General features: G+C 55.5%; 18 protein-coding genes. 12 read left to right on the top strand and 6 right to left on the bottom strand.

The window, feature by feature from the left end; translation table 11 throughout:
• Nucleotides 1–291: 291 nt before the first annotated feature.
• The 9 genes from OB87_RS18930 (at nucleotide 292) to mdcH (ending at nucleotide 8,815) form a co-directional block, all read left to right on the top strand.
• The gene (locus tag OB87_RS18930; protein ID WP_033570920.1) at nucleotides 292–1,266 is read left to right on the top strand and encodes a chemotaxis protein; all 975 of its coding nucleotides are present in this window, start codon (nucleotides 292–294) and stop codon (nucleotides 1,264–1,266) included.
• 350 nt (nucleotides 1,267–1,616) lie between these two features.
• Nucleotides 1,617–3,272: a malonate decarboxylase subunit alpha gene (gene mdcA / locus OB87_RS18920; protein WP_033570918.1), complete on the top strand. Its 1,656-nt coding sequence runs from the start codon at nucleotides 1,617–1,619 to the stop codon at nucleotides 3,270–3,272.
• Nucleotides 3,272–4,129 carry a triphosphoribosyl-dephospho-CoA synthase gene (locus OB87_RS18915; RefSeq protein WP_033570917.1) on the top strand — a complete coding sequence of 286 codons (858 nt, stop codon included), beginning with the start codon at nucleotides 3,272–3,274 and terminating at the stop codon, nucleotides 4,127–4,129. Before mdcA ends, OB87_RS18915 begins: the two co-directional genes overlap by 1 nt.
• Nucleotides 4,130–4,138: 9 nt before the next feature.
• Nucleotides 4,139–4,438, top strand: coding sequence for a malonate decarboxylase acyl carrier protein (mdcC, locus tag OB87_RS18910; RefSeq protein WP_033570916.1), 300 nt, complete (start codon nucleotides 4,139–4,141; stop codon nucleotides 4,436–4,438).
• A complete protein-coding gene (locus OB87_RS18905) occupies nucleotides 4,431–5,264 on the top strand; it encodes a biotin-independent malonate decarboxylase subunit beta (RefSeq protein ID WP_033570915.1) in 834 nt (277 codons plus the stop codon). Before mdcC ends, OB87_RS18905 begins: the two co-directional genes overlap by 8 nt.
• Nucleotides 5,261–6,061 (top strand): biotin-independent malonate decarboxylase subunit gamma, encoded by an 801-nt coding sequence (gene mdcE / locus OB87_RS18900; protein WP_033570914.1) that lies wholly within the window; start codon nucleotides 5,261–5,263, stop codon nucleotides 6,059–6,061. Before OB87_RS18905 ends, mdcE begins: the two co-directional genes overlap by 4 nt.
• Before the next feature lie 245 nt (nucleotides 6,062–6,306).
• A complete protein-coding gene (locus tag OB87_RS18895) occupies nucleotides 6,307–7,266 on the top strand; it encodes an AEC family transporter (protein WP_033570913.1) in 960 nt (319 codons plus the stop codon).
• A gap of 21 nt (nucleotides 7,267–7,287) precedes the next feature.
• Entirely contained in the window at nucleotides 7,288–7,905 is a 618-nt protein-coding gene (locus OB87_RS18890) for a malonate decarboxylase holo-ACP synthase (RefSeq protein ID WP_033570912.1), read from the top strand.
• A 1-nt stretch (nucleotide 7,906) separates the two neighbouring features.
• On the top strand, nucleotides 7,907–8,815 hold the full coding sequence (gene mdcH / locus OB87_RS18885) for a malonate decarboxylase subunit epsilon (protein WP_033570911.1): 909 nt from the start codon (nucleotides 7,907–7,909) through the stop codon (nucleotides 8,813–8,815).
• Here the strand turns inward: mdcH and OB87_RS18880 are convergent.
• The 3 genes from OB87_RS18880 to OB87_RS18870 all read right to left on the bottom strand — a co-directional run bounded on the left by OB87_RS18880 (nucleotide 8,799) and on the right by OB87_RS18870 (nucleotide 12,349).
• Nucleotides 8,799–9,731 carry a LysR substrate-binding domain-containing protein gene (locus tag OB87_RS18880; protein WP_033570910.1) on the bottom strand — a complete coding sequence of 311 codons (933 nt, stop codon included), beginning with the start codon at nucleotides 9,729–9,731 and terminating at the stop codon, nucleotides 8,799–8,801. The two genes, mdcH and OB87_RS18880, sit on opposite strands and share 17 nt — an antisense overlap.
• Nucleotides 9,732–10,026: 295 nt before the next feature.
• On the bottom strand, nucleotides 10,027–11,118 hold the full coding sequence (locus OB87_RS18875; protein WP_033570909.1) for an alpha/beta hydrolase: 1,092 nt from the start codon (nucleotides 11,116–11,118) through the stop codon (nucleotides 10,027–10,029).
• 82 nt (nucleotides 11,119–11,200) lie between these two features.
• A complete protein-coding gene (locus OB87_RS18870) occupies nucleotides 11,201–12,349 on the bottom strand; it encodes an iron-containing alcohol dehydrogenase (RefSeq protein WP_033570908.1) in 1,149 nt (382 codons plus the stop codon).
• 546 nt (nucleotides 12,350–12,895) lie between these two features.
• Here OB87_RS18870 and OB87_RS18865 point away from each other — a divergent pair.
• Both OB87_RS18865 and OB87_RS18860 read left to right on the top strand, forming a co-directional pair.
• On the top strand, nucleotides 12,896–13,906 hold the full coding sequence (locus OB87_RS18865; protein WP_033570907.1) for an AraC family transcriptional regulator: 1,011 nt from the start codon (nucleotides 12,896–12,898) through the stop codon (nucleotides 13,904–13,906).
• Nucleotides 13,907–13,950: 44 nt separating this feature from the next.
• Nucleotides 13,951–14,379, top strand: coding sequence for a hypothetical protein (locus OB87_RS18860; RefSeq protein ID WP_033570906.1), 429 nt, complete (start codon nucleotides 13,951–13,953; stop codon nucleotides 14,377–14,379).
• A gap of 29 nt (nucleotides 14,380–14,408) precedes the next feature.
• Here OB87_RS18860 and OB87_RS18855 read toward each other — a convergent pair whose 3' ends face one another.
• A complete protein-coding gene (locus OB87_RS18855) occupies nucleotides 14,409–14,975 on the bottom strand; it encodes a winged helix-turn-helix transcriptional regulator (RefSeq protein WP_235425299.1) in 567 nt (188 codons plus the stop codon).
• Between the two features lie 370 nt (nucleotides 14,976–15,345).
• On the opposite strand from OB87_RS18855, the gene OB87_RS18850 reads away from it, so the two are divergent.
• Nucleotides 15,346–16,305 (top strand): crotonase/enoyl-CoA hydratase family protein, encoded by a 960-nt coding sequence (locus OB87_RS18850; RefSeq protein ID WP_081977421.1) that lies wholly within the window; start codon nucleotides 15,346–15,348, stop codon nucleotides 16,303–16,305.
• Between the two features lie 265 nt (nucleotides 16,306–16,570).
• Here the strand turns inward: OB87_RS18850 and dsbA are convergent, their stop codons facing one another.
• Together dsbA and OB87_RS18840 are read right to left on the bottom strand one after the other, a co-directional pair.
• Nucleotides 16,571–17,194 (bottom strand): thiol:disulfide interchange protein DsbA, encoded by a 624-nt coding sequence (gene dsbA, locus OB87_RS18845; protein WP_033570905.1) that lies wholly within the window; start codon nucleotides 17,192–17,194, stop codon nucleotides 16,571–16,573.
• 193 nt (nucleotides 17,195–17,387) lie between these two features.
• Entirely contained in the window at nucleotides 17,388–18,797 is a 1,410-nt protein-coding gene (locus OB87_RS18840) for an MATE family efflux transporter (RefSeq protein WP_033570904.1), read from the bottom strand.
• Nucleotides 18,798–18,808 lie beyond the last annotated feature (11 nt).

Here is an 18,808-nt window from a genome sequence, read left to right as displayed (position 1 = left end):
TGACGCTGTTTTAATCGTCACTCACAGGATGTGGAACAATTGCATCAGGAACAATTGCATCAGGAACATGGTGGATAAATGACCGGTGGTCTATGCTTTTCAAAACAGGAAGATGCGGCGGATGACGTGAGACACATATTTTTCTTTTTGATGGTGTATAAGAAGTAAGAGCTATTTGAAGCGCGCCAGCGATCGCGTAGAGTGAGGTGGCAGGGTATTGCCCTGATTTGCCTGCATTACTGATGTTGCCTTGTAACCACACAATTAATAATTATTTGCATTGAGGACAGAATGGATAAATTTCAAAGAGAGATTGAGGAGAGAACTAATCTCACCTCATCCAACAAGTTTGAATTGTTATTGTTCCGTTTAGGATCGGCCACCGGCGAAGGGCCATCCGAGCTGTTCGGCATCAATGTGTTCAAGCTTCGTGAAATCGTTCCGATGCCAACCTTGACCAAGGCGGCGGGTATGACTCCACCAATGCTTGGCATGATTAATATTCGCGGGCAGATTATTCCCGTTATCGATCTTCCGGCGGTAGTAGGATGTGCGGCGAGTACCGGCCGTAATATTCTGCTGGTGACGGAATATGCACGCAGCACCCAGGCTTTTGCGGTCGAATCCGTTGATGACATTGTTCGCCTGGACTGGAGCCAGGTCAATACGGCGGAAGCAGGCGTCAGTAATACCTATATCACCAGTATTGCGCGTCTGGACAGCGATCCATCAAGTAACCGTCTGGCACTGGTGTTGGATGTCGAACAGATTCTGCACGACATTATTCCGACCGAGCGCGAGATTAAGATTGAAAGCGTGGAAGCCAAAACCTTCAAACTGAAGCCCGGTGCGGTGGCGATTGTGGCCGAAGACTCCAAAGTCGCACGAACGATGCTGGAAACAGGGCTGAAGGTGATGAACATTCCGTACATCATGCATATCACCGGGTTGGAAGCCTGGAACAAGATCAAGGAAATGGCGAAGGAAGCACAAGCAGAAGGCCGGCCGATTTCGGACAAGATTGCCTTTGTGCTGACCGATCTGGAAATGCCGGAGATGGATGGTTTTACACTGACGCGTAATATCAAACGTGATGATACGCTCAAGAACATTCCCGTTATTATCCACTCATCGCTGTCCGGCTCTGCGAACGAAGACCACGTGCGTAACGTGGGCGCGGATTCGTATGTGGCGAAATTCGAAATCAATGAACTGGCCGCTGCGATTCACAGCGTAGTGGACAAAAAAGCCCCGCCTTCCAAGTGATATAACCGGTTCCACCGCCCTGGCCTGTCTGGTCAGGGCTAACAGCGTAGCCGCCTCTCTTGCCTGCTAACGACGGCCTTTACCGCACTCTCTCTTCCTCCTTCTGCGTTAAAAACCAGCCATCCCACGTTAAAAAGCGCGATATCGATCACAATGAGCCAAAACTGTGCTGCAAGGGCAAACCGTGAGCGGAGGCGCGCTGGCGTCGTAACGACTTGCAGCACGCCATCAATCTTTACTCTAAAGCTAATGATTGCGATACCGGCTTTATTGAAGCGGCATCGGCCGGGGAACATACTTTAACCAGACCAAGGCAAATCAAAATGATGAGCTGAATCAGGAGGTTAATAATGTTGTCTGGGCAAACGTCACCGCGGCTCTGGAATACACGCCGCAGTGAAAAACAACGGCGCAAGGCGTCGATACCCGTCCAGGGCAAGGTGCTTCCCACGGAACATCTTGCTGCGATGCTGGAAAAGCTGATCGCCCCCGGCGATAAAGTGGTGCTGGAAGGCAATAACCAGAAGCAGGCTGACTTTCTCTCCCGCACGCTGGCGGAGGTCAACCCGCAAAAAGTGCATGATTTGCATATGATCATGCCGAGTGTCGGGCGTAGCGAGCATCTGGATATCTTCGAGAAAGGCATCGCCCACAAGCTCGATTTCTCCTTCTCGGGCACGCAGAGCCTGCGCATTTCGCAACTGCTGGAAGATGGCGCGCTGGAAGTGGGCGCGATTCATACCTATATCGAACTCTATTCCCGCCTGTATGTTGACCTGATCCCCAATGTGGCGCTGGTCGCAGGGTACAAAGCCGACCGTAAAGGCAACCTGTACACCGGCCCCAGCACCGAAGACACCCCGGCGTTGGTCGAAGCCGCCGCGTTCCATGACGGTATCGTCATCGCTCAGGTCAATGAACTGGTGGACGACGAAACGGACTTGCCGCGCGTCGATATTCCCGGTTCCTGGATTGATTATGTGGTGGTCGCCGACAAGCCGTTCTTTATCGAACCACTGTTTACCCGCGACCCGCGCTTGATCAAACAAGAGCACATCCTGATGGCGATGATGGCTATCAAGGGCATTTACGCCGAGCATCAGGTGCAGTCGCTCAACCACGGTATCGGTTTCAACACCGCGGCGATTGAGCTGCTGTTGCCGACCTACGGCGAGCGTCTGGGGCTGAAAGGCAAAATCTGTAAGCACTGGACCCTCAACCCACACCCCACGCTGATTCCGGCGATTGAAAGCGGCTGGGTCGATAGCGTCCACTGCTTTGGTGGCGAACTGGGGATGGAAGCCTACATCGCTGCCCGACCGGACGTATTTTTCACCGGGGCGGATGGTTCGATGCGTTCCAACCGCGCGTTTTGCCAACTGGCGGGGCAGTACGCCGTCGATATGTTTATCGGTTCGACATTGCAGGTTGATGGGTTAGGCAATTCGTCCACCGTCACCAAAGGCCGTCTTTCCGGGTTCGGTGGCGCGCCCAACATGGGGCATGACCCGCACGGTCGTCGTCACGCCACGCCAGCATGGCTTGCCATGATTAACGAACCTGACCCCATGCAGCGCGGGCGCAAGCTGGTGGTGCAGATGGTGGAAACCTTCCAGGCCGGTGTCAAACCCACGTTTGTGGAAAAACTCGACGCGGTGGATGTGGCGAAGGCGGCCGGTATGCCGCTGGCACCGGTGATGATTTATGGCGACGACGTTACCCATGTGTTGACGGAAGAAGGCATCGCCTATCTCTACCGTGCCGACAGCCTGGAGGAACGGCGAGCGATGGTAGCGGCAGTGGCCGGGATCACCGACATCGGGCTGGGTGTGGATGCGCAGCGCGTGGCGGAATTTCGCCGCAACGGCAAGGTCGCTTACCCGGAAGATTTGGGTATCCGCCGTACCGAAGCGACCCGTTCGCTGCTGGCGGCCGGTAGTGTGGCCGATCTGGTGGAATGGTCGGGTGGCCTGTACAACCCGCCTGCGAAATTCCGGAGCTGGTAATGAAACCGCAGCGACAGTCCGACGCGCACGGGTATGCACAATGGTTGGCTGACACGGCGACGCGCTGCCTGATTGAGGAGGCGCAACTCAGCCCCAAACCAGGTCTGGTCGATAGCCGCGGCAGCGGTGCGCATCAGGATTTGACGCTTGCGTTGATGGAGCGTTCCGCCCACAGCCTGACCCATACATTTCATACGCTGGCGCTTCAAAGCTGGCAGCGCCCGGCAGATGCCGCATTGCGCCAGTTGGTCGGCCGGGTAGGGCGAGAAGGCGAACAGCACATGATGCTGGCGACCGGCGGTGTCAATACGCACCGCGGTGCGATCTGGGCGCTGGGGTTACTGGTCAGCGCCACGGCAATGCTCGGTGGTATTGGCGACTCGCAGGCTATCACGGACACGGCAGCACGTCTTGCCCGCCTGCCGGATAGCGCCGCGCCAGCGGTGTTTAGTAAAGGGCGGCGGGCGACGCAGCGTTATCAGGTTCCTGGCGCGCGCGAAGAAGCGCAGCAGGGGTTCCCGCACATAACCCGGTTGGCGTTACCCCAGTTGCTGCATAGCCGTCGGCACGGTGCCAGTGAGGATGACGCGCGTCTGGATGCGCTGATGAGCATCATGACCTCGCTGAGCGATACCTGCGTGTTGTCACGCGCCGGGCTGGACGGGCTGGAAACCATGCAACGCGGTGCCCAGGCGGTATTGGCGGTCGGCGGTGTGTCTTGCCCCGCCGGGCGGCAGGCACTGGCACAACTGGATGCGCATATGCTGGCGCTGAACGCGTCGCCGGGCGGCGCGGCCGATTTGCTGGCCGCCACGTTACTGCTCGATGGTATCGCACAGCCATCTTTATACGATTAAGAGGGTGTTATGGAACACATTACATTGTCATTCCCGGCTACCCGCACGGCCAGCGGCAACGCGCTGGCTGGCGTGGTCGGCTCCGGTGATATGGAAGTGCTGTTGACGGCAAACGCCGGACAGACGCTCACCATCGACATCACTACGTCGGTGGATAACAGTCGGGCGCGCTGGCAGGCGCTGTTCGACCGGTTACAGTCGCTCGGCGGCCTGCCTGCCGGTGCGATGACGATTCATGATTTTGGCGCTACGCCCGGCGTAGCACGCATCCGAATCGAACAGGTTTTTGAAGGGGTGAATCATGCGTGATGATCGCAGTTTTATCGAACTCAAAGCACGGGAGCGCGCCCGCGCCTTGCTGGATGAAGGCAGCTACCGCGAATTGCTCGACCCGTTTGACGGCATCGTCTCGCCGTGGCTGGGGCAGCAGGGCATTGTGGTGCAATCCGACGACGGCATGGTGGTGGCGAAAGGTACGTTGCAGGGCAAACCGACGGTAGTGATCGCCATTGAAGGCGCGTTTCAGGGCGGCAGCATGGGCGAAGTTTCCGGTGCCAAAATGGCCGCTGCGCTGGAACTGGCGGCGGACGATCAGCGCAAGGGTATTCCAACGCAGGCGATCTTGTGCCTGGAAACCGGCGGCGTCCGGTTGCAGGAAGCCAACCTGGGGCTGGCGGCGATAGCCGATATTCACGCGGCGATTGTCGACCTGCGTCGCTACACGCCAGTAATCGGCATCATCGCCGGTACGGTGGGCTGCTTTGGTGGCATGTCGATCGCCGCCGCGCTGTGCAGCCATCTGATTGTTACCCGTGAAGCGCGTCTCGGGCTTAACGGCCCGCAGGTCATCGAACAGGAAGCGGGAGTTGCCGAGTACGACTCGCGTGATCGTCCCTTTATCTGGAGCATGACCGGTGGGGAAATCCGTCATCACATCGGGCTGGCCGATAGCCTGGTGGCTGATGGCGTTAACGCCGTCAAACAGGCGGTGAATGACGCGCTCGCCAGCGGCGTTCCGGCGCAGCACCGTTCGGATAACTATGCATGGTATCTGGCGCGACTGACCGGCGCTGATACACGGGTGCAGGCCGACACGCAACAGATCCAACAGCTTTTTGGGGAGGTAAACCCATGAGTCAGGTAGCACATCGCGGTGCGGTATGGCTGGAAACGCTGGCGCACGGTAAACCGAGACTGGCCGGGCTGTGCCCGTCGGTACAGGCGGCTGATGGCGACATCGGTGGCGAAGCGGTTCGTTTTATTGCCGTTGTTCCTGATGCGGATAACCACTACCCACGCGCCGCGCAGGGCGAGGTCGGGCTGCTTGAAGGCTGGACGCTGGCGAAAGTGGTGCATGAGACTATCGCCGCAGACCGGCACAGCGAGCACAAACGGCCGATTGTGGCGGTGATCGACGTGCCGAGTCAGGCGTATGGCCGCCGCGAAGAGGCGTTCGGCATCCATCAGGCGCTGGCTGCGGCGGCGGGCGCGTATGCGCAGGCGCGTCTCGCCGGGCATCCGGTTATTGGGTTGATCGTCGGCAAAGCGATGTCCGGTGCGTTTCTGGCCCACGGCTATCAGGCCAATCGGCTGATCGCCTTCAATGACCCGGACGTACAAATTCACGCAATGGGTAAAGCCTCCGCCGCGCGTATCACACTCAGAAGTGTGGAAGACCTGGAAAAACTGGCCGCCACCATCCCACCGATGGCGTATGACATTCGTAATTATGCCACGCTGGGGTTGTTATCGACGCTGCTGGATATCGCCAACCCGGATACGCCGTCCGCTGACGATGCGGCGCAGGTGATTGCCGCATTGCAGCAGGCGATAACCGATGCCCGACGTGATCCGTCGCTGAAAACGCGGCTGGGCGCGGACAACCGGCGCAGTTCTTCGCTGGTCCGCGAACGGATGCGGGCGCAGTGGTAAGCACAGAAAACGTAGGAAACCGCGCTCGCGGGTAAGTCACACACCGGTGGCTGGTTCGTGTTCACTCGCGACGGCCACCTATCGGTAAGCCAATAAAGAAACCTGCCAGATAACCGGGGCTGGCGTCATTGGACGCCTGCGGGAATCCCTTTGTCTGAAAAAACGACGCTGTGCCAGCCACTGTGCGGACACAAGCCAAATCATCGTGCTGGAACGACGACTCTTTTATTACAGGTGAATACGATATGACTTATGTAATTGTTCATGCCCTTGCGCCGATTTTTATCATCATGCTACTGGGGTTCTGGGCTGGTAAAGCCAAAATGGTGGATAACAAGAACGTTGCGCTACTCAATATTTTTGTTATGGATTTTGCACTGCCAGCCGCGCTGTTCAGTGCCACAGTACAGACGCCCTGGTCCGGTATTGTCGAGCAGGCTCCGTTGATCGTGGTGCTGACGCTGGCGATGTGGGTAACCTATGCCGCCATTTATTTTCTGTCCGTCAAGGTGTTTCATAAAACGCCGCAGGACGCTGCGGTGCTGACGCTCACCGTCGCGCTGCCCAACTACGCCGCGCTCGGCCTGCCGATTCTCGGCAGCGTACTGGGCGATGCGTCGTCTACCTCGCTGTCGGTGGCGGTGTCCATCGCCTGTGGTTCGGTGTTGATGACGCCATTCTGCCTGCTGATTCTGGAACGTGAAAAAGTGCGAGCATCAGGGGGTAATCAGACCTCTACGCTGTCGATGCTGCCGGTGCTGATGTGGCGCTCGCTGAAAAAGCCCATTGTGCTGGGGCCGCTACTGGGTGTGGTGCTGTCCGCCATCGGTATCCGTATGCCGGAGTTGCTGCTGGCGTCTATTAAACCTTTGGGGTTATCCGCCACCGCAGCGGCACTGTTTCTGACCGGGGTAATTCTGTCTGCACGGCAGTTAAAACTGAACCTGATGGTGACGACCGCAGTGCTGACCAAACTGTTGATTCAACCGGCGTTGGCATGGGGTATCGTGCTGGCACTGGGCTTGCACGGTTCGGTGGCGATCACCGCGATTCTGATGATTGCCCTGTCCGCCGGTTTCTTCGGTGTGGTTTTCGGTAACCGGTTTGGCGTGCAGTCACCGGATGCAGAAGCAGTGCTGCTGTTAAGCTCGGTACTCTGTATCCTGTCGTTGCCGTTGTTTATTACGTTAACATCCGGAATGTAAACCCTATCAGGAAGTGGAATCATGGAAACGACACGTCCGCACGATTTGTTATGGCTGGCGTCCCGCGAGGGGCTGGAAGGCATCGACGCGCCCTGGGTGGACAGCCAATGGCGGCCGACCTTGCCGGTGGTGGTGCGGCGTGACGTTGACCCGGCCGGGCGTATTCCGGTCGGGGTGCGCGGTATGCGCCGTGACCAGCGCGCCGCCGGGTGGGTGGCGGTGGATCAGATTGTGCGGGCCGTGACGCCGGAAAGTCTGGGTGAACTGCCTGTACTGCTGGCCTCGCCGTTTGTGTCACAACCGCCGGTGCAGGTCGCGATTCAACTGGCGCAGCAGCGCTGGCCGTGGCAGTGGGGGATAACCGGCAGTACGGGGTATGCGCTGGCGACGCAAGTGCCGGTGTTACATGCCGACAGCGACCTGGACCTGCTGATTCGCGCACCACAGCCGCTGGACCGTGAGGCGCTGACAAACTGGCAGCGGCGGCTATCCGCCTCGCCGCTATGCCGGGTCGATACGCAAATTGAAACACCTAACGGTGGTTTTGCGCTGGCTGAATGGTTACGCGATGAACACGTGCTGTTAAAAACCAACCAGGGTCCGCGGCGGGTCAGTGACCCGTGGTTATTGGAGTGCTGAGATGAAGACGCTGTTTACCTTCCCCGGACAGGGGGCGCAGCATACCGGAATGTTGCAGTCGCTGCCAGCCGACACCGGGGTGATGGATGAGGCGGCGGCGGTGCTGGGCGACGAGCTTGACCAATTGGATAGCCCGCAGGCGCTGCGTCATACCCGTGCGGTACAGTTGTGCCTGCTGATTGCGGGGGTGGGTTGGGCCAGAGCGCTGATGGCGCGCGGTGTGATGCCGGATATGGTCAGCGGCCTGTCGATTGGCGCATTTCCGGCGGCGGTAACGGCCGGGGTTGTGCGTTTTGACGATGCATTACGGCTGGTGGCGTTGCGTGGCGACCTGATGGAGCAGGCTTATCCGCAAGGGTATGGGCTTACCGCCATCATGGGGTTGAGCCAGTCGGAGGTGGAGGCGTTGCTGGTTGACAGCGGCGCGTATCTTGCCAACCTGAATGCGGAACGGCAAATCGTGATTGCGGGCAGTGATGCGAACATGGCACAGGTGGCGGAGCGCGCGTTACAACGCGGTGCCAGCCGGGCACAACGCCTGCGGGTCAGTGTACCGTCGCATTGTGCATTGCTGGATGCGCCCGCCAGAGAGCTGGCGGCGGCGATGGCTGCCGTCCCGCTCTCTTCGCCACAATGCGGTTACCTGAGCGGCAGTTCCGCTCGGGCAATCTGGCAGCCTGCGCGCATCGCGGACGACCTGGCGCAGAACATGGCGCGTACCGTGCACTGGCATGAGGCGATGGTGGCGGCGGAAGAGCGCGACGTGCGGCTGGCGATTGAGATGCCGCCGGGCGGCGTGTTGACCTGCTTAGCAAAGCAGGCGTTTAGCCGTAGCGAGGCGTTTTCTCTGGAGCGCAGCGGTATCGATGTGGTGGTCCACCGCGCCTGCCAGCTTAAGGCGCAGGAGTAGCATTCAGGCTGCGGGCATACATGCGGCCTTCTGCCACCAGCGCCAGCAGATTCGGGTCATGCTCGCGGTTGCGGGCGAACACGATGGCGATGAGCTGGCGCATCTGATAGGGCGGTGCCAGTTTCAGCAACTGGACATCGTTCTCGTACACTTTTTTCATCCGCTCGGGGATGAGCGTAAAGCCGACACCCGCCTGCACCAGACTCAGCATAGAAAAAATGTCGTCTACCCGCGTGACGATCTCCGGTTCGAACCCGGCGATGTGAAACGCGTCCTGAAAACCGGCATAGGTGGCGAACCCTTCGGACAGCGAAACGAAGCGCTGGTGATGGAAATCACGCAGGTCGGCTGGCTGGCGGGTATCCAGCTTCGCGGTCGCCGGGGCGGCCAGACAGATATCGTCTTCGAACAGTGGCAGGAACTCCAGGCGGTTACGGTCGATGTCGCTGTCAGAGAGCGAAATAAGAATCGCGTCCAGCTGTTGGTCATCCAACAGGGTGAGCAGGCGCTGATTCGACCCCATGGTTAAATCCAGCTCCAGATCCGGGCGGCGCAGCTTGACGCCCATAATCAGGCGCGGCACCGTTTCCAGCGTCAGCGAATACAGCGTCCCGATGCGCAAACGCCCCTGACCGACACCTGCGGTCTTGCGGGTTTCCTCCAGCCCCCGTTCCATCAGCAACATGGCTTCCTGGCTGTACTCCAGCAGTGTGTGCGCCGCTGGCAGCGCCACCAGATTGCGCCCTTTGTGGATAAACAGCGGGCAGCGCACCCCTTCCTCCAGCGTATGCAGCGCCCGATGCACGCTGACGCCGCTGAGCCCGAGCAGTTCGGCGGTGCGGGTGATGGTGCCGCTCTCCATGAACGTCTTGAAAATCTCAAGTTTACGGAAGGTGATGTCGCCGTCTTTTAACATATCGGACTCATTGCGTGATAACGCGCGGATGTGAATGAGGTAACTGGTGGGGAATTGTACCTGCAATGCGTGGTAAAAGGGGAGCGAGGTGACATTTTGCTTGCCGCGACCCGATGTAGCCTGCCTCGGTCAGTGTGGTGGTTTGCGTATTTTCGCGGCGCACTGCGTGATAAACCGGATGAACAGTCCAAACCCGGCGAGTAAAACCAGTGCGGCTATACACGATGGCGGATATGAAATACCGACAGGCCATCTGGCAACGAATACACTTCGCGCCCGATGGCCGTCGTATTGCTTATTTCAGGTTGTTGCGGAAGAAATCGGAAATCTTATCAAACGGAATTTTATCCAGGCGATCGTAGAGATCGACGTGGTTGGCATCCTTGATAATCATGAGTTCCTTCGGTTGTGCTGCTGCCTGATAGATGTCTTCACTGAAATAACGCGAGTGCGCATTCTCACCAGCGATGAGCAGGATCGGGCGCGGCGAGATTTCGTTCACGTAGGTCAGCAGCAGCATGTTCATGAATGACAGCGGCGTGGTGGCAGTCCAGGCACCAGTGGAGTTCGGTGAGTTCTTGTGATAGCCGCGCGGTGTGCGGTAATACTCGAAAAACTCCTTGATGATCGGATTGGGTGTGCTGTCCAGTTTCTCCGGCAAAATGCGGGGACCGGCGGCAGGCGTGCCTTTCTGGGCGTCAACCCAGCGTTGCTGGCTCATTTTCTCCAGCATTTCGGTGCGCTGCGCGTTGGTCAGGCTATCGTTGAGGCCTTTCGCCATGCTGCGGGACATGTCATACATGCTGGTGGTGACAACGGCTTTGATGCGTTTGTCCACCGCGGCGGCGTTTAGCCCCATGCCGCCGAAACCGCATATGCCGATAATGCCGATACGGCTGCGATCAACAAAAGGCTGCAAACCGAGAAAGTCGACCGCGGCGCTGAAATCTTCGGTATTGATATCCGGTGACGCCACATTGCGAGGCTCTCCGCCGCTTTCGCCGGTATAAGACGGGTCGAAGGCCAGTGTGACGTAGCCGCGCTCGGCCATGATTTGCGCATACAGGCCGGAAGACTGCTCTTTTACCGCGCCAAAAGGACCGCTGATCGCAAGTGCTGCCAGTTGCTGGTTGCCACGGTTTTTCGGCAAATACAGATCGGCGGCCAGGGTGATGCCGTAGCGGTTTTTGAAGGTGACTTTCCGATGGTCGACTTTATCGCTTTTCGGAAACGTTTTATCCCATTCCTGCGTCAATTGCAGGGCATCGCCATTGGCTGACGCGGAAGGGGACTGCGCCAGCACCGGCTGGACGCTGGTCAATATTGTCGCTACGCAAATGGCGATAGCGTTTTGAATGAACCTATTGCGGGAAAGCAGGCTGCTCATGTGGATTATCTCATTAAATGATTACGGGATACCGCCTGATAAGGAACACTGGCCTTATCAGGGGAGTGTCACAACTCAACGGTTACAACGCGTTCTTCAGAATGTCGGTCACCACAGCTGGGGTATACGTGTCGGCAAGACCAAAGACACGGACGTTGTTCTGCACGTTTGCAACGATGTCTGGCAAAGCGCTTTCCTCAATGCCTAACTGTGGCAGGCGGGTCGGCGTACCAATCTTATTGAACCAGTCTTCCAGCGCGGTAATGCCTTGTTCGCCGGTATCGACGCCAAATACGTTGCGGGCAAATCGTTCGAACTGCGCCGGATTGCGGCCGATGTACCATTTCATCCAGGCCGGGACCACCACCGACAAGCCAGCGCCGTGCGGCACGTTGAACAGTGCGGAAAGCGAGTGTTCAATGGCGTGGTTGGGGTAGCTAAAGCCTGCTGCGCCGGAAAAAGTCAGGCCATTCAACGCCAATGTCGCGGCCCACGCGAACTGTGCGCGGCTGTTATAGTCTGTTTCATCGGCAAGCAATGCTTCAGTTGTCTCGATGACCGTGTTGATCAGGGATTCAACCAGCCGTGATTGCAGGTTGGGGTGTACCGTTGCGGTGAAATAAACCTCGATCAAATGAGCGATGACATCCGAAGCGGAATACACCAGATAGTTACGAGGAACACCCTGCATCAGTACCGGGTTAACAATGGAGACTTTGGGGAACAGTGCAGGTGACGAAATAAAGAACTTCTCTTTGGTTTCGTCATTGGTAACCACCGCGGCGGGGTTCATTTCGCTACCGGTGGCGGCCAGCGTCAGAATGGCGAACAGCGGTAGTGCCGATTCAACGGGTGCTTTGCCGGTAAACAAGTCCCAGACATCGCCGTTGTAGTGGACACCGGCTGCAATCGCCTTGACGCTGTCGAGCACTGAGCCGCCGCCGACGCTCAGAATGGCGTCAACCTGATGTGCTTTTGCCAGGTCGATACCTTCCCGCACCGTCGAGATAACCGGGTTACTGACGATGCCGCCGCATTCGATCAGTTCGATGCCTTGCCCAGAGAGACTCTGGCTGACGATGTTAAACAGACCATCGCGTTTGATGCGTTCACTACCGTAGCAGAGCAGCACTTTTTTTATGCCATGCCCGGCCAGATGCTGACCGATCTGTTGTTCTTTACCGACACCGAATTCGATTTGGGTCGGGTTGAAAAAAGTGAAATTTTCCATCGTGATATCCTTTAAATCTGTCTGACTGCTCATGTAACCGCCGGACACAGGCTGTGGGGATGAGCGAACTGAATCGTTCTATACCCGTCATACTTCAAGTTGCAGGTGTGTTGGCTGCGTTACTCGGCCCATTTCATGGGCCTCGCCCCTTTGGGGCCGCTGCAAGCAGCGTTCAAATCGGCTTACGCCAATTTGTCATTCACCCGAATCACTTACCTGAGTAAGCTCATCGGGATTCACTCACTTGCCGCGTTACAAGGCTCACATGAGCCTTGCCCTGAAGGGCCAACGCTTCGCGTTGTTCAAAACGCAATACGTTTTGTCCTGCAACTCGAATTATTTTGGGTATATACCGAACGGAGCGTAAACACGTGCTGAGGGATGACCGGGATTACGCTGACCGAATGCATTTTTCGTGATCTCGTCAGCCCATCGATAGACAGATACTCCGCATTTATTGCCTGATCCTCCAACTGTCGGGATTGTCGATTGGCTCTATCGTGTCGGGGGGATATGCTGCCACAAGGCACTGACGGGAGAGGTGGTATGCCGAATCAGGAACAACAAACAAGACGACACGATGCCGATGCGGTCAGCGTGGCGTGTGAGGCGATGGCGGCGGTGATCGGGCGATGGACCGACGGTCAGATGGACTGTATTACGCCGATTCCGAGCCTGACGCTGTTTCGACGTGAAGCGCCGATGCCGCCGACCGCCTGTCTGGTCGAGCCCAGCATTGTGCTCGTGGTTCAGGGGGAAAAACAAATGCTGGTGGGTGGTGAAGCCTACGCTTATGACACCCAACGTTTCCTGGTTACGTCGCTGGATCTCCCCGCCAATTCGCAAGTAAATGTTGCCAGCCCGGAAAGTCCCTGTCTGGGGCTGACCATGAAGTTCGATCTTCGCATCATGGCGGAGCTGATCGCACAAGGTGGGTTGCCCTTACCCGAACAACGGGTAAATAGCAGGAGCATTGGTATCGGTACGGTCACGCCGATGCTGATTGACCCCTTCAGGCGAATGTTGAGCTTGCTTGATGAACCCGGCGCGATCCCGATGCTCGCACCGCTTATCGAGCGGGAAATCCACTATCGCCTGCTGATGAGCGATCAGGCGGCACGGCTGTGGCAAATTGCATCGGTAGGAAGCCAGGGGCACCGGGTATCTCGGGCCATCGACTGGCTAAAAATGAATTACACCGCAACGCTCAGGATTGATGAACTCGCGGCTTATGCGCAGATGAGCACATCCAGCCTGCATCATTACTTTCGGCAACTGACGGCCATGAGCCCCTTGCAGTACCAAAAGTGGATGCGGTTGAATGAAGCCCGCCGCCTGATGCTGAACGAGGATTCGGACGCGGCCAGTGCGGCGTTCAACGTTGGCTATGAGAGCCCGTCGCAATTCAGCCGTGAGTACACGCGCCTTTTCGGAGCACCGCCAAAGCGCGACATCGATGAATTACGGCGTAAGGTGGGCAGCGGGGGAGATGGCTCTCAACCTGGAGAACCGCAGAAGCCGCAAAAACCAGCGGGGATGGTTTCCCTTTCCGATTAATCAGCGTTATTGTTTTGGTCATTCAGACAGTTTCAGGAATGACGATGATGAATGATTCGTTCACTATCGGCGAAGAACATGTGCGGTTCACCACTCCCGATATCACCTTGCCGATAGGATATCGCGCCATTGCCCGCCAGTTTTTCCACCACAAACTCCCGTCGCCTTATGAGGTGGAAATGGCGATCGCTATCGTTGAAGACCAGCTTCAGGCAATACCCGCGTTGCGTCAGGTAGCGCAACAGGCTTCGTGCGCCGACCCTTACCTTAAAGCGATAGCCCATAGTGCTGGCAGCCACGACACACTGACTCAACAGCAGATCGAGAACGTATTTAACCGGGTGGCGGATGTTATTTCCGGCAGCCCCCAGCGCGATGGCGAATTTCCCGATGATGCGGGCTTCATCAGTTATCTGGTCATTGTACGCGAGCTATCGCACCATCTTACTATTCAGCAGATAGCGTTGTTATAACGAGGCGGTTTGTGAGGCGGTAATCCTGTTCACTGTTTTATTTTGGACATCGGCGAATGATCAGGCGTTATTCGCTCTGTTTCGGCATGGTGTGGTAAAGCATATCGGCGATTGGTGTGAGATAGCCGCCAACGCACCAAGTCGTCTGCGCCTGGTCCCTCTTCAAAGGCAATGTCTTCGCTGCTCAGCGGCTTTTCGGTTTTCTGATCGATGAAGCTCCACCGTACATCGGCACCCGTTTTTCGATTCACAAATTTTAACGGCGGAGCTGAAGCGCCGGATAAGCCTAAACTATCCCCAATCTGGGAAAGCAGCGCCATTACCGGGGCAAGTTGCCAGCCATTTGGGGTTAATAAGTATTCAAATCTCTCGGGATTCACTTGATAGCGCCGTCGCTCAACGAGCCCATTGGCTTCAAGATGTTTGAGTCGATTGCTGAGTGTGGTATTGGTTACCCCGGAGGATTGACGTAACTCGTCATATCGGCTGATTCCGAATACAAGGTCACGGAGGATCAGCAAACCCCATCGATCACCGATTGCAGCCATAACGCCAGCAATTGAGCACACCATTCCATCAAAACCTTTCGATCGCATAGATCCTATCTCCAAGCCAACCTCATCCCTTGGATGGGGATTAATTATAGGGATACCCCCATCAGCAGCAAAGGTGCCTTTAAGCGCTCATAGCTGCCTGTTTCAAACAACGTTAGGATGCCTGCACACAATACACGATTCGGACAAACTATTGCATCGGTAGTAGCTCTTATTATAATATTTACCATAATATCAATGTCGGACTGACTTCCACGTCAGCATCACTGTTGCTGTGGTCATCATTCCAGCCCGCCCCCGACCATGTTGCATACCCTGTCAGTGCGCTCGTTGTTAGCCACATATCGTCGTGGAACTGATTACCGTGTGATATCGACCGAGAACCGTAGACCAGCAAAATTGGAGTATACAAGTGGAAAAAAAACTCGATTTAACGCGTCGTCTGTTGATTAAGACAACTGCCACCATCGCAGCAGTTGTACCCACGATAGTCATGGCAACATCCGCTTCCCCTGTGGAACAGACAAAACAAATGCTGGCAGAGACAGCACCTCAACCCTCCACTCTGGAGGAAGTGCCGCTTGAATCAAACACGACATTGTCCATCGAACGCCGAGGGCAGGTGGCGTTATTAGGCCTCAATCGGCCTTCGATCCAAAACCGTATTGACCCAGAGACATTTCAAGCACTAGCACGAGCCATTTACGACTATGATCATGACCCTTCGCTCCGTGTCGCCATCCTATTTGGTCACGGAGAGAATTTTTCTCGGGGTATTGATGTGGATGCATATAAGTCAGTCATCAATAACGGAAGTCCTCTGGCAGGTTTGCAGCGAGTCATCAATCCTCTTAATTATGGTCAAGTGCAGCGTTCCAAACCACTCATCGTTGCTGTGCACGGCGATACCTGGAATATGGCTCATGAGTTATTCTTGTCAGCGGATATCCGTATAGCAGCGGCGAATACGAACTTTGGTCAGGATGAAAACGCACATGGACGCTTCCCTGGCGGCGGCTCGACGGTTCGCTTTGTTCGCGAGGCTGGTTGGGGGAACGCCATGAGATTCATGCTTACAGGGGACCATTGGCGTGCTGAAGATGCATATCGAATGGGAATATTGCAAGAGATCGCCGAAACGCCCCAGGCAATGATGGATAGAGCAATAGCTATCGCCAACAAGGTAGCTTCATGCGGCCCTCTCGGTGTGCAAGCTACCTTGGCATCAGCACATCAGGCCATTGATTCCGGAGAGGCAATAGCTTTCTCGAAACTCGGTGCACAGTACAGTGCGCTTTACCGCACGAAGGATTTTATTGAAGGTATGGCGGCACAAGCTGAAGGTCGCACTCCCATTTTTCATGGAAACTGAACAAGCAGCCAGTATCACGAGTTTGGGCTCAACATCCTCAAGATGGGTAGGCATCTTGACGCCAATAAGGTGACTTAAAAAATACCAATGAGTAATTTGAGCAGTTAAGGAAACAGTGGTTGTGAAAAATCCAGAAACGTTATCGATTTCTGGATTTTTTATGCTCACTGGTCAGTCTATTACGTCGATACCTTAATCTGGGAAAATGAATCTCTATGGGTAATACAGGCTATTACCAGATCCCAGCGCTATTAATAAATCTACGTTATTTTTTGTCGATTAGAAATTTGACCGTTTCGGCATACTGCTGTACGAAGGCATCCGTACTGCTGATGTCCATACCTTGCATATTAACTATATACTTACCATTAACATACATAGCGGGTACGCCCTGCAACTGAAAATTGGCTGCGGCTTTTTCCTGCTGGGTAACAAGTGATTTCACAACGAAGCTGTTCCATGCTGCATCGTACTCTTCTGGCTTAACACCTGCATCAATAAATACTTTTCGGACATCAGCATCAGTCTTTATCGTCTGTGTTTTCTGAATACCCTCAAACAGTGGTGCAGATATTTTATCTTCTACACCCAGTGCCATTGCCACAGCCCAAGCCTGGGTAAGATATTTTCCTAGAGGTTCAAGGAACTCTACGTGGTATTTAGTTAAGTGGATGCCTTCTGGTAGTTCTTTTTTTACATGATCTGAAATATGAAAGACCTGCTCAAATTGGTAACAGTGTGGGCAGTTAAACGAAAAAAATTCTAATACCTGGGGTTCTCCAGCAACCGATTTATCTAAGGTATTATACTGTTTGCCGTCGGTAAACTGTGTAGCAAAGGCGTTAAAAGCAAGGATTATGCTTGCCAGAATCAACCAAATTCTCTTCATGGTTAATATTCTCCTGAATATTAGTAATAAATATAAATGCGGTATCTCGATGTTTAATATTCACTCAGTTAGAACGGTCTGAATATTATTTCCCGCGATCCATATTGAGTCCTGATTTTTCATTCATAACATTACGATAATCCTATAATGGTGGTTACTATTACAAATTGAGTGGCCCGATGGCTTTGCCAAATCACGCCCCGGTCGATACTGCCAAGCGATTTGACCGTCCAATGCCGAAGCTAGCCGCTACAGTTATGGCACCATAAACAAAAGCACTCAGCGCGATGATCTTGAAAAGCGATGACAAGTCAGCATTAAACTGTGTGACAGCCAGCCACCCTGCAACCGCGGCGATCACCATGCGTACGGTCCCGGCGAGCACGGGCCAGAGCACACGTTTCGCGCCTTGACCGGCAAAATAAAGTGCCATGCCAATGCCGATGGAACCATAAAACGGTGCCACGTTTTGCAGGTAGCTGGTGCCTGCCGATAAAATGGCGTGATCGTCGCTAAATAGCGAAAGCCAAAGGTGCGGATAGGCCGCCACGCCAAGTCCGATTAACTCCGTAAACGTAAATGCGACAACAGCGCCAACCCAGGCAATACGTTGTGCGCGCTGCTTTTGACCCGCGCCGACATTGACACCAACCATGGTCATAATCGCCGTGCCCAGCCCGAACAGCAGCGGAATTTGCAGATAATCCAGCCGTGAAGCGATGCCATACCCGGCGATGACATCAGGTCCGAACAGCCCGACAACGGCAGTCACCACGGTAACGGTCAAATTGATTTGCACCGTACCGATGGCCGACAGGAAACCCACGCCAAGCACATCTTTGAATAATCGGGAATTCAGCGGCGTGATGGACAGCTTGATTACACTGTGGGCTGAACACATATGCCTGACCAGTAGTAGCGTGGCAAAGAAGTAATAAATCAGTATCGCTATCCCCGCGCCGGCGACGCCAAACGACGGTATTGGCCCCCATCCCATGATCAGTGCAGGGGACATCGGCAGCAGGAGCACGCCCCCCAGCAAGGTGATACGCGCAGGCGTTTTGGTGTCTCCTGCGCCACGCAGGGCGGCAGACAGCAACGCCACCAGCCAGACCAGCGGTGCCCCTGCAAAAATAAGATTTGAATAGGCTAACGCGGCAGAAAGCGATGGCCCTTTAACGCCCATCAAGTGATATAAGGCGTTACCGCCGATGAGGATAATAGCGGCAAAGGCGGCACCCATCACACCCGCAATAATAACGCCATGCCATACCAGTGCCTGTGCATCCTGCCATCGACCTGCGCCGGATGCCCGCGATATCGCCGATGATAATCCACCACCAATGCCGCCGTTCGCCATCATTTGCATCAGCATCAATACGGGAAAAACGACGGCGACCCCTGCTAATACATCGGCACCCAACGAGCTGACAAAATAGGTTTCCACGACCCCCACCAGTGTCTGTACCACCAGAACCGCAACGGTCGGCAACGCCAGACGAAGCATGACCGGCAGGATGGGGCCGACCAGAATATCCGTGGTCAATTGCTTTGCGGTCGGTTCATGGCTTCGGTTTGCGTTCGGTAATAATTTAGTCATCATGCAGGCTCAAC

Source organism: Dickeya undicola (assembly GCF_000784735.1).
GTDB lineage: Bacteria > Pseudomonadota > Gammaproteobacteria > Enterobacterales > Enterobacteriaceae > Dickeya > Dickeya undicola.
This window is presented reverse-complemented; position numbering and strand designations above follow the sequence as displayed.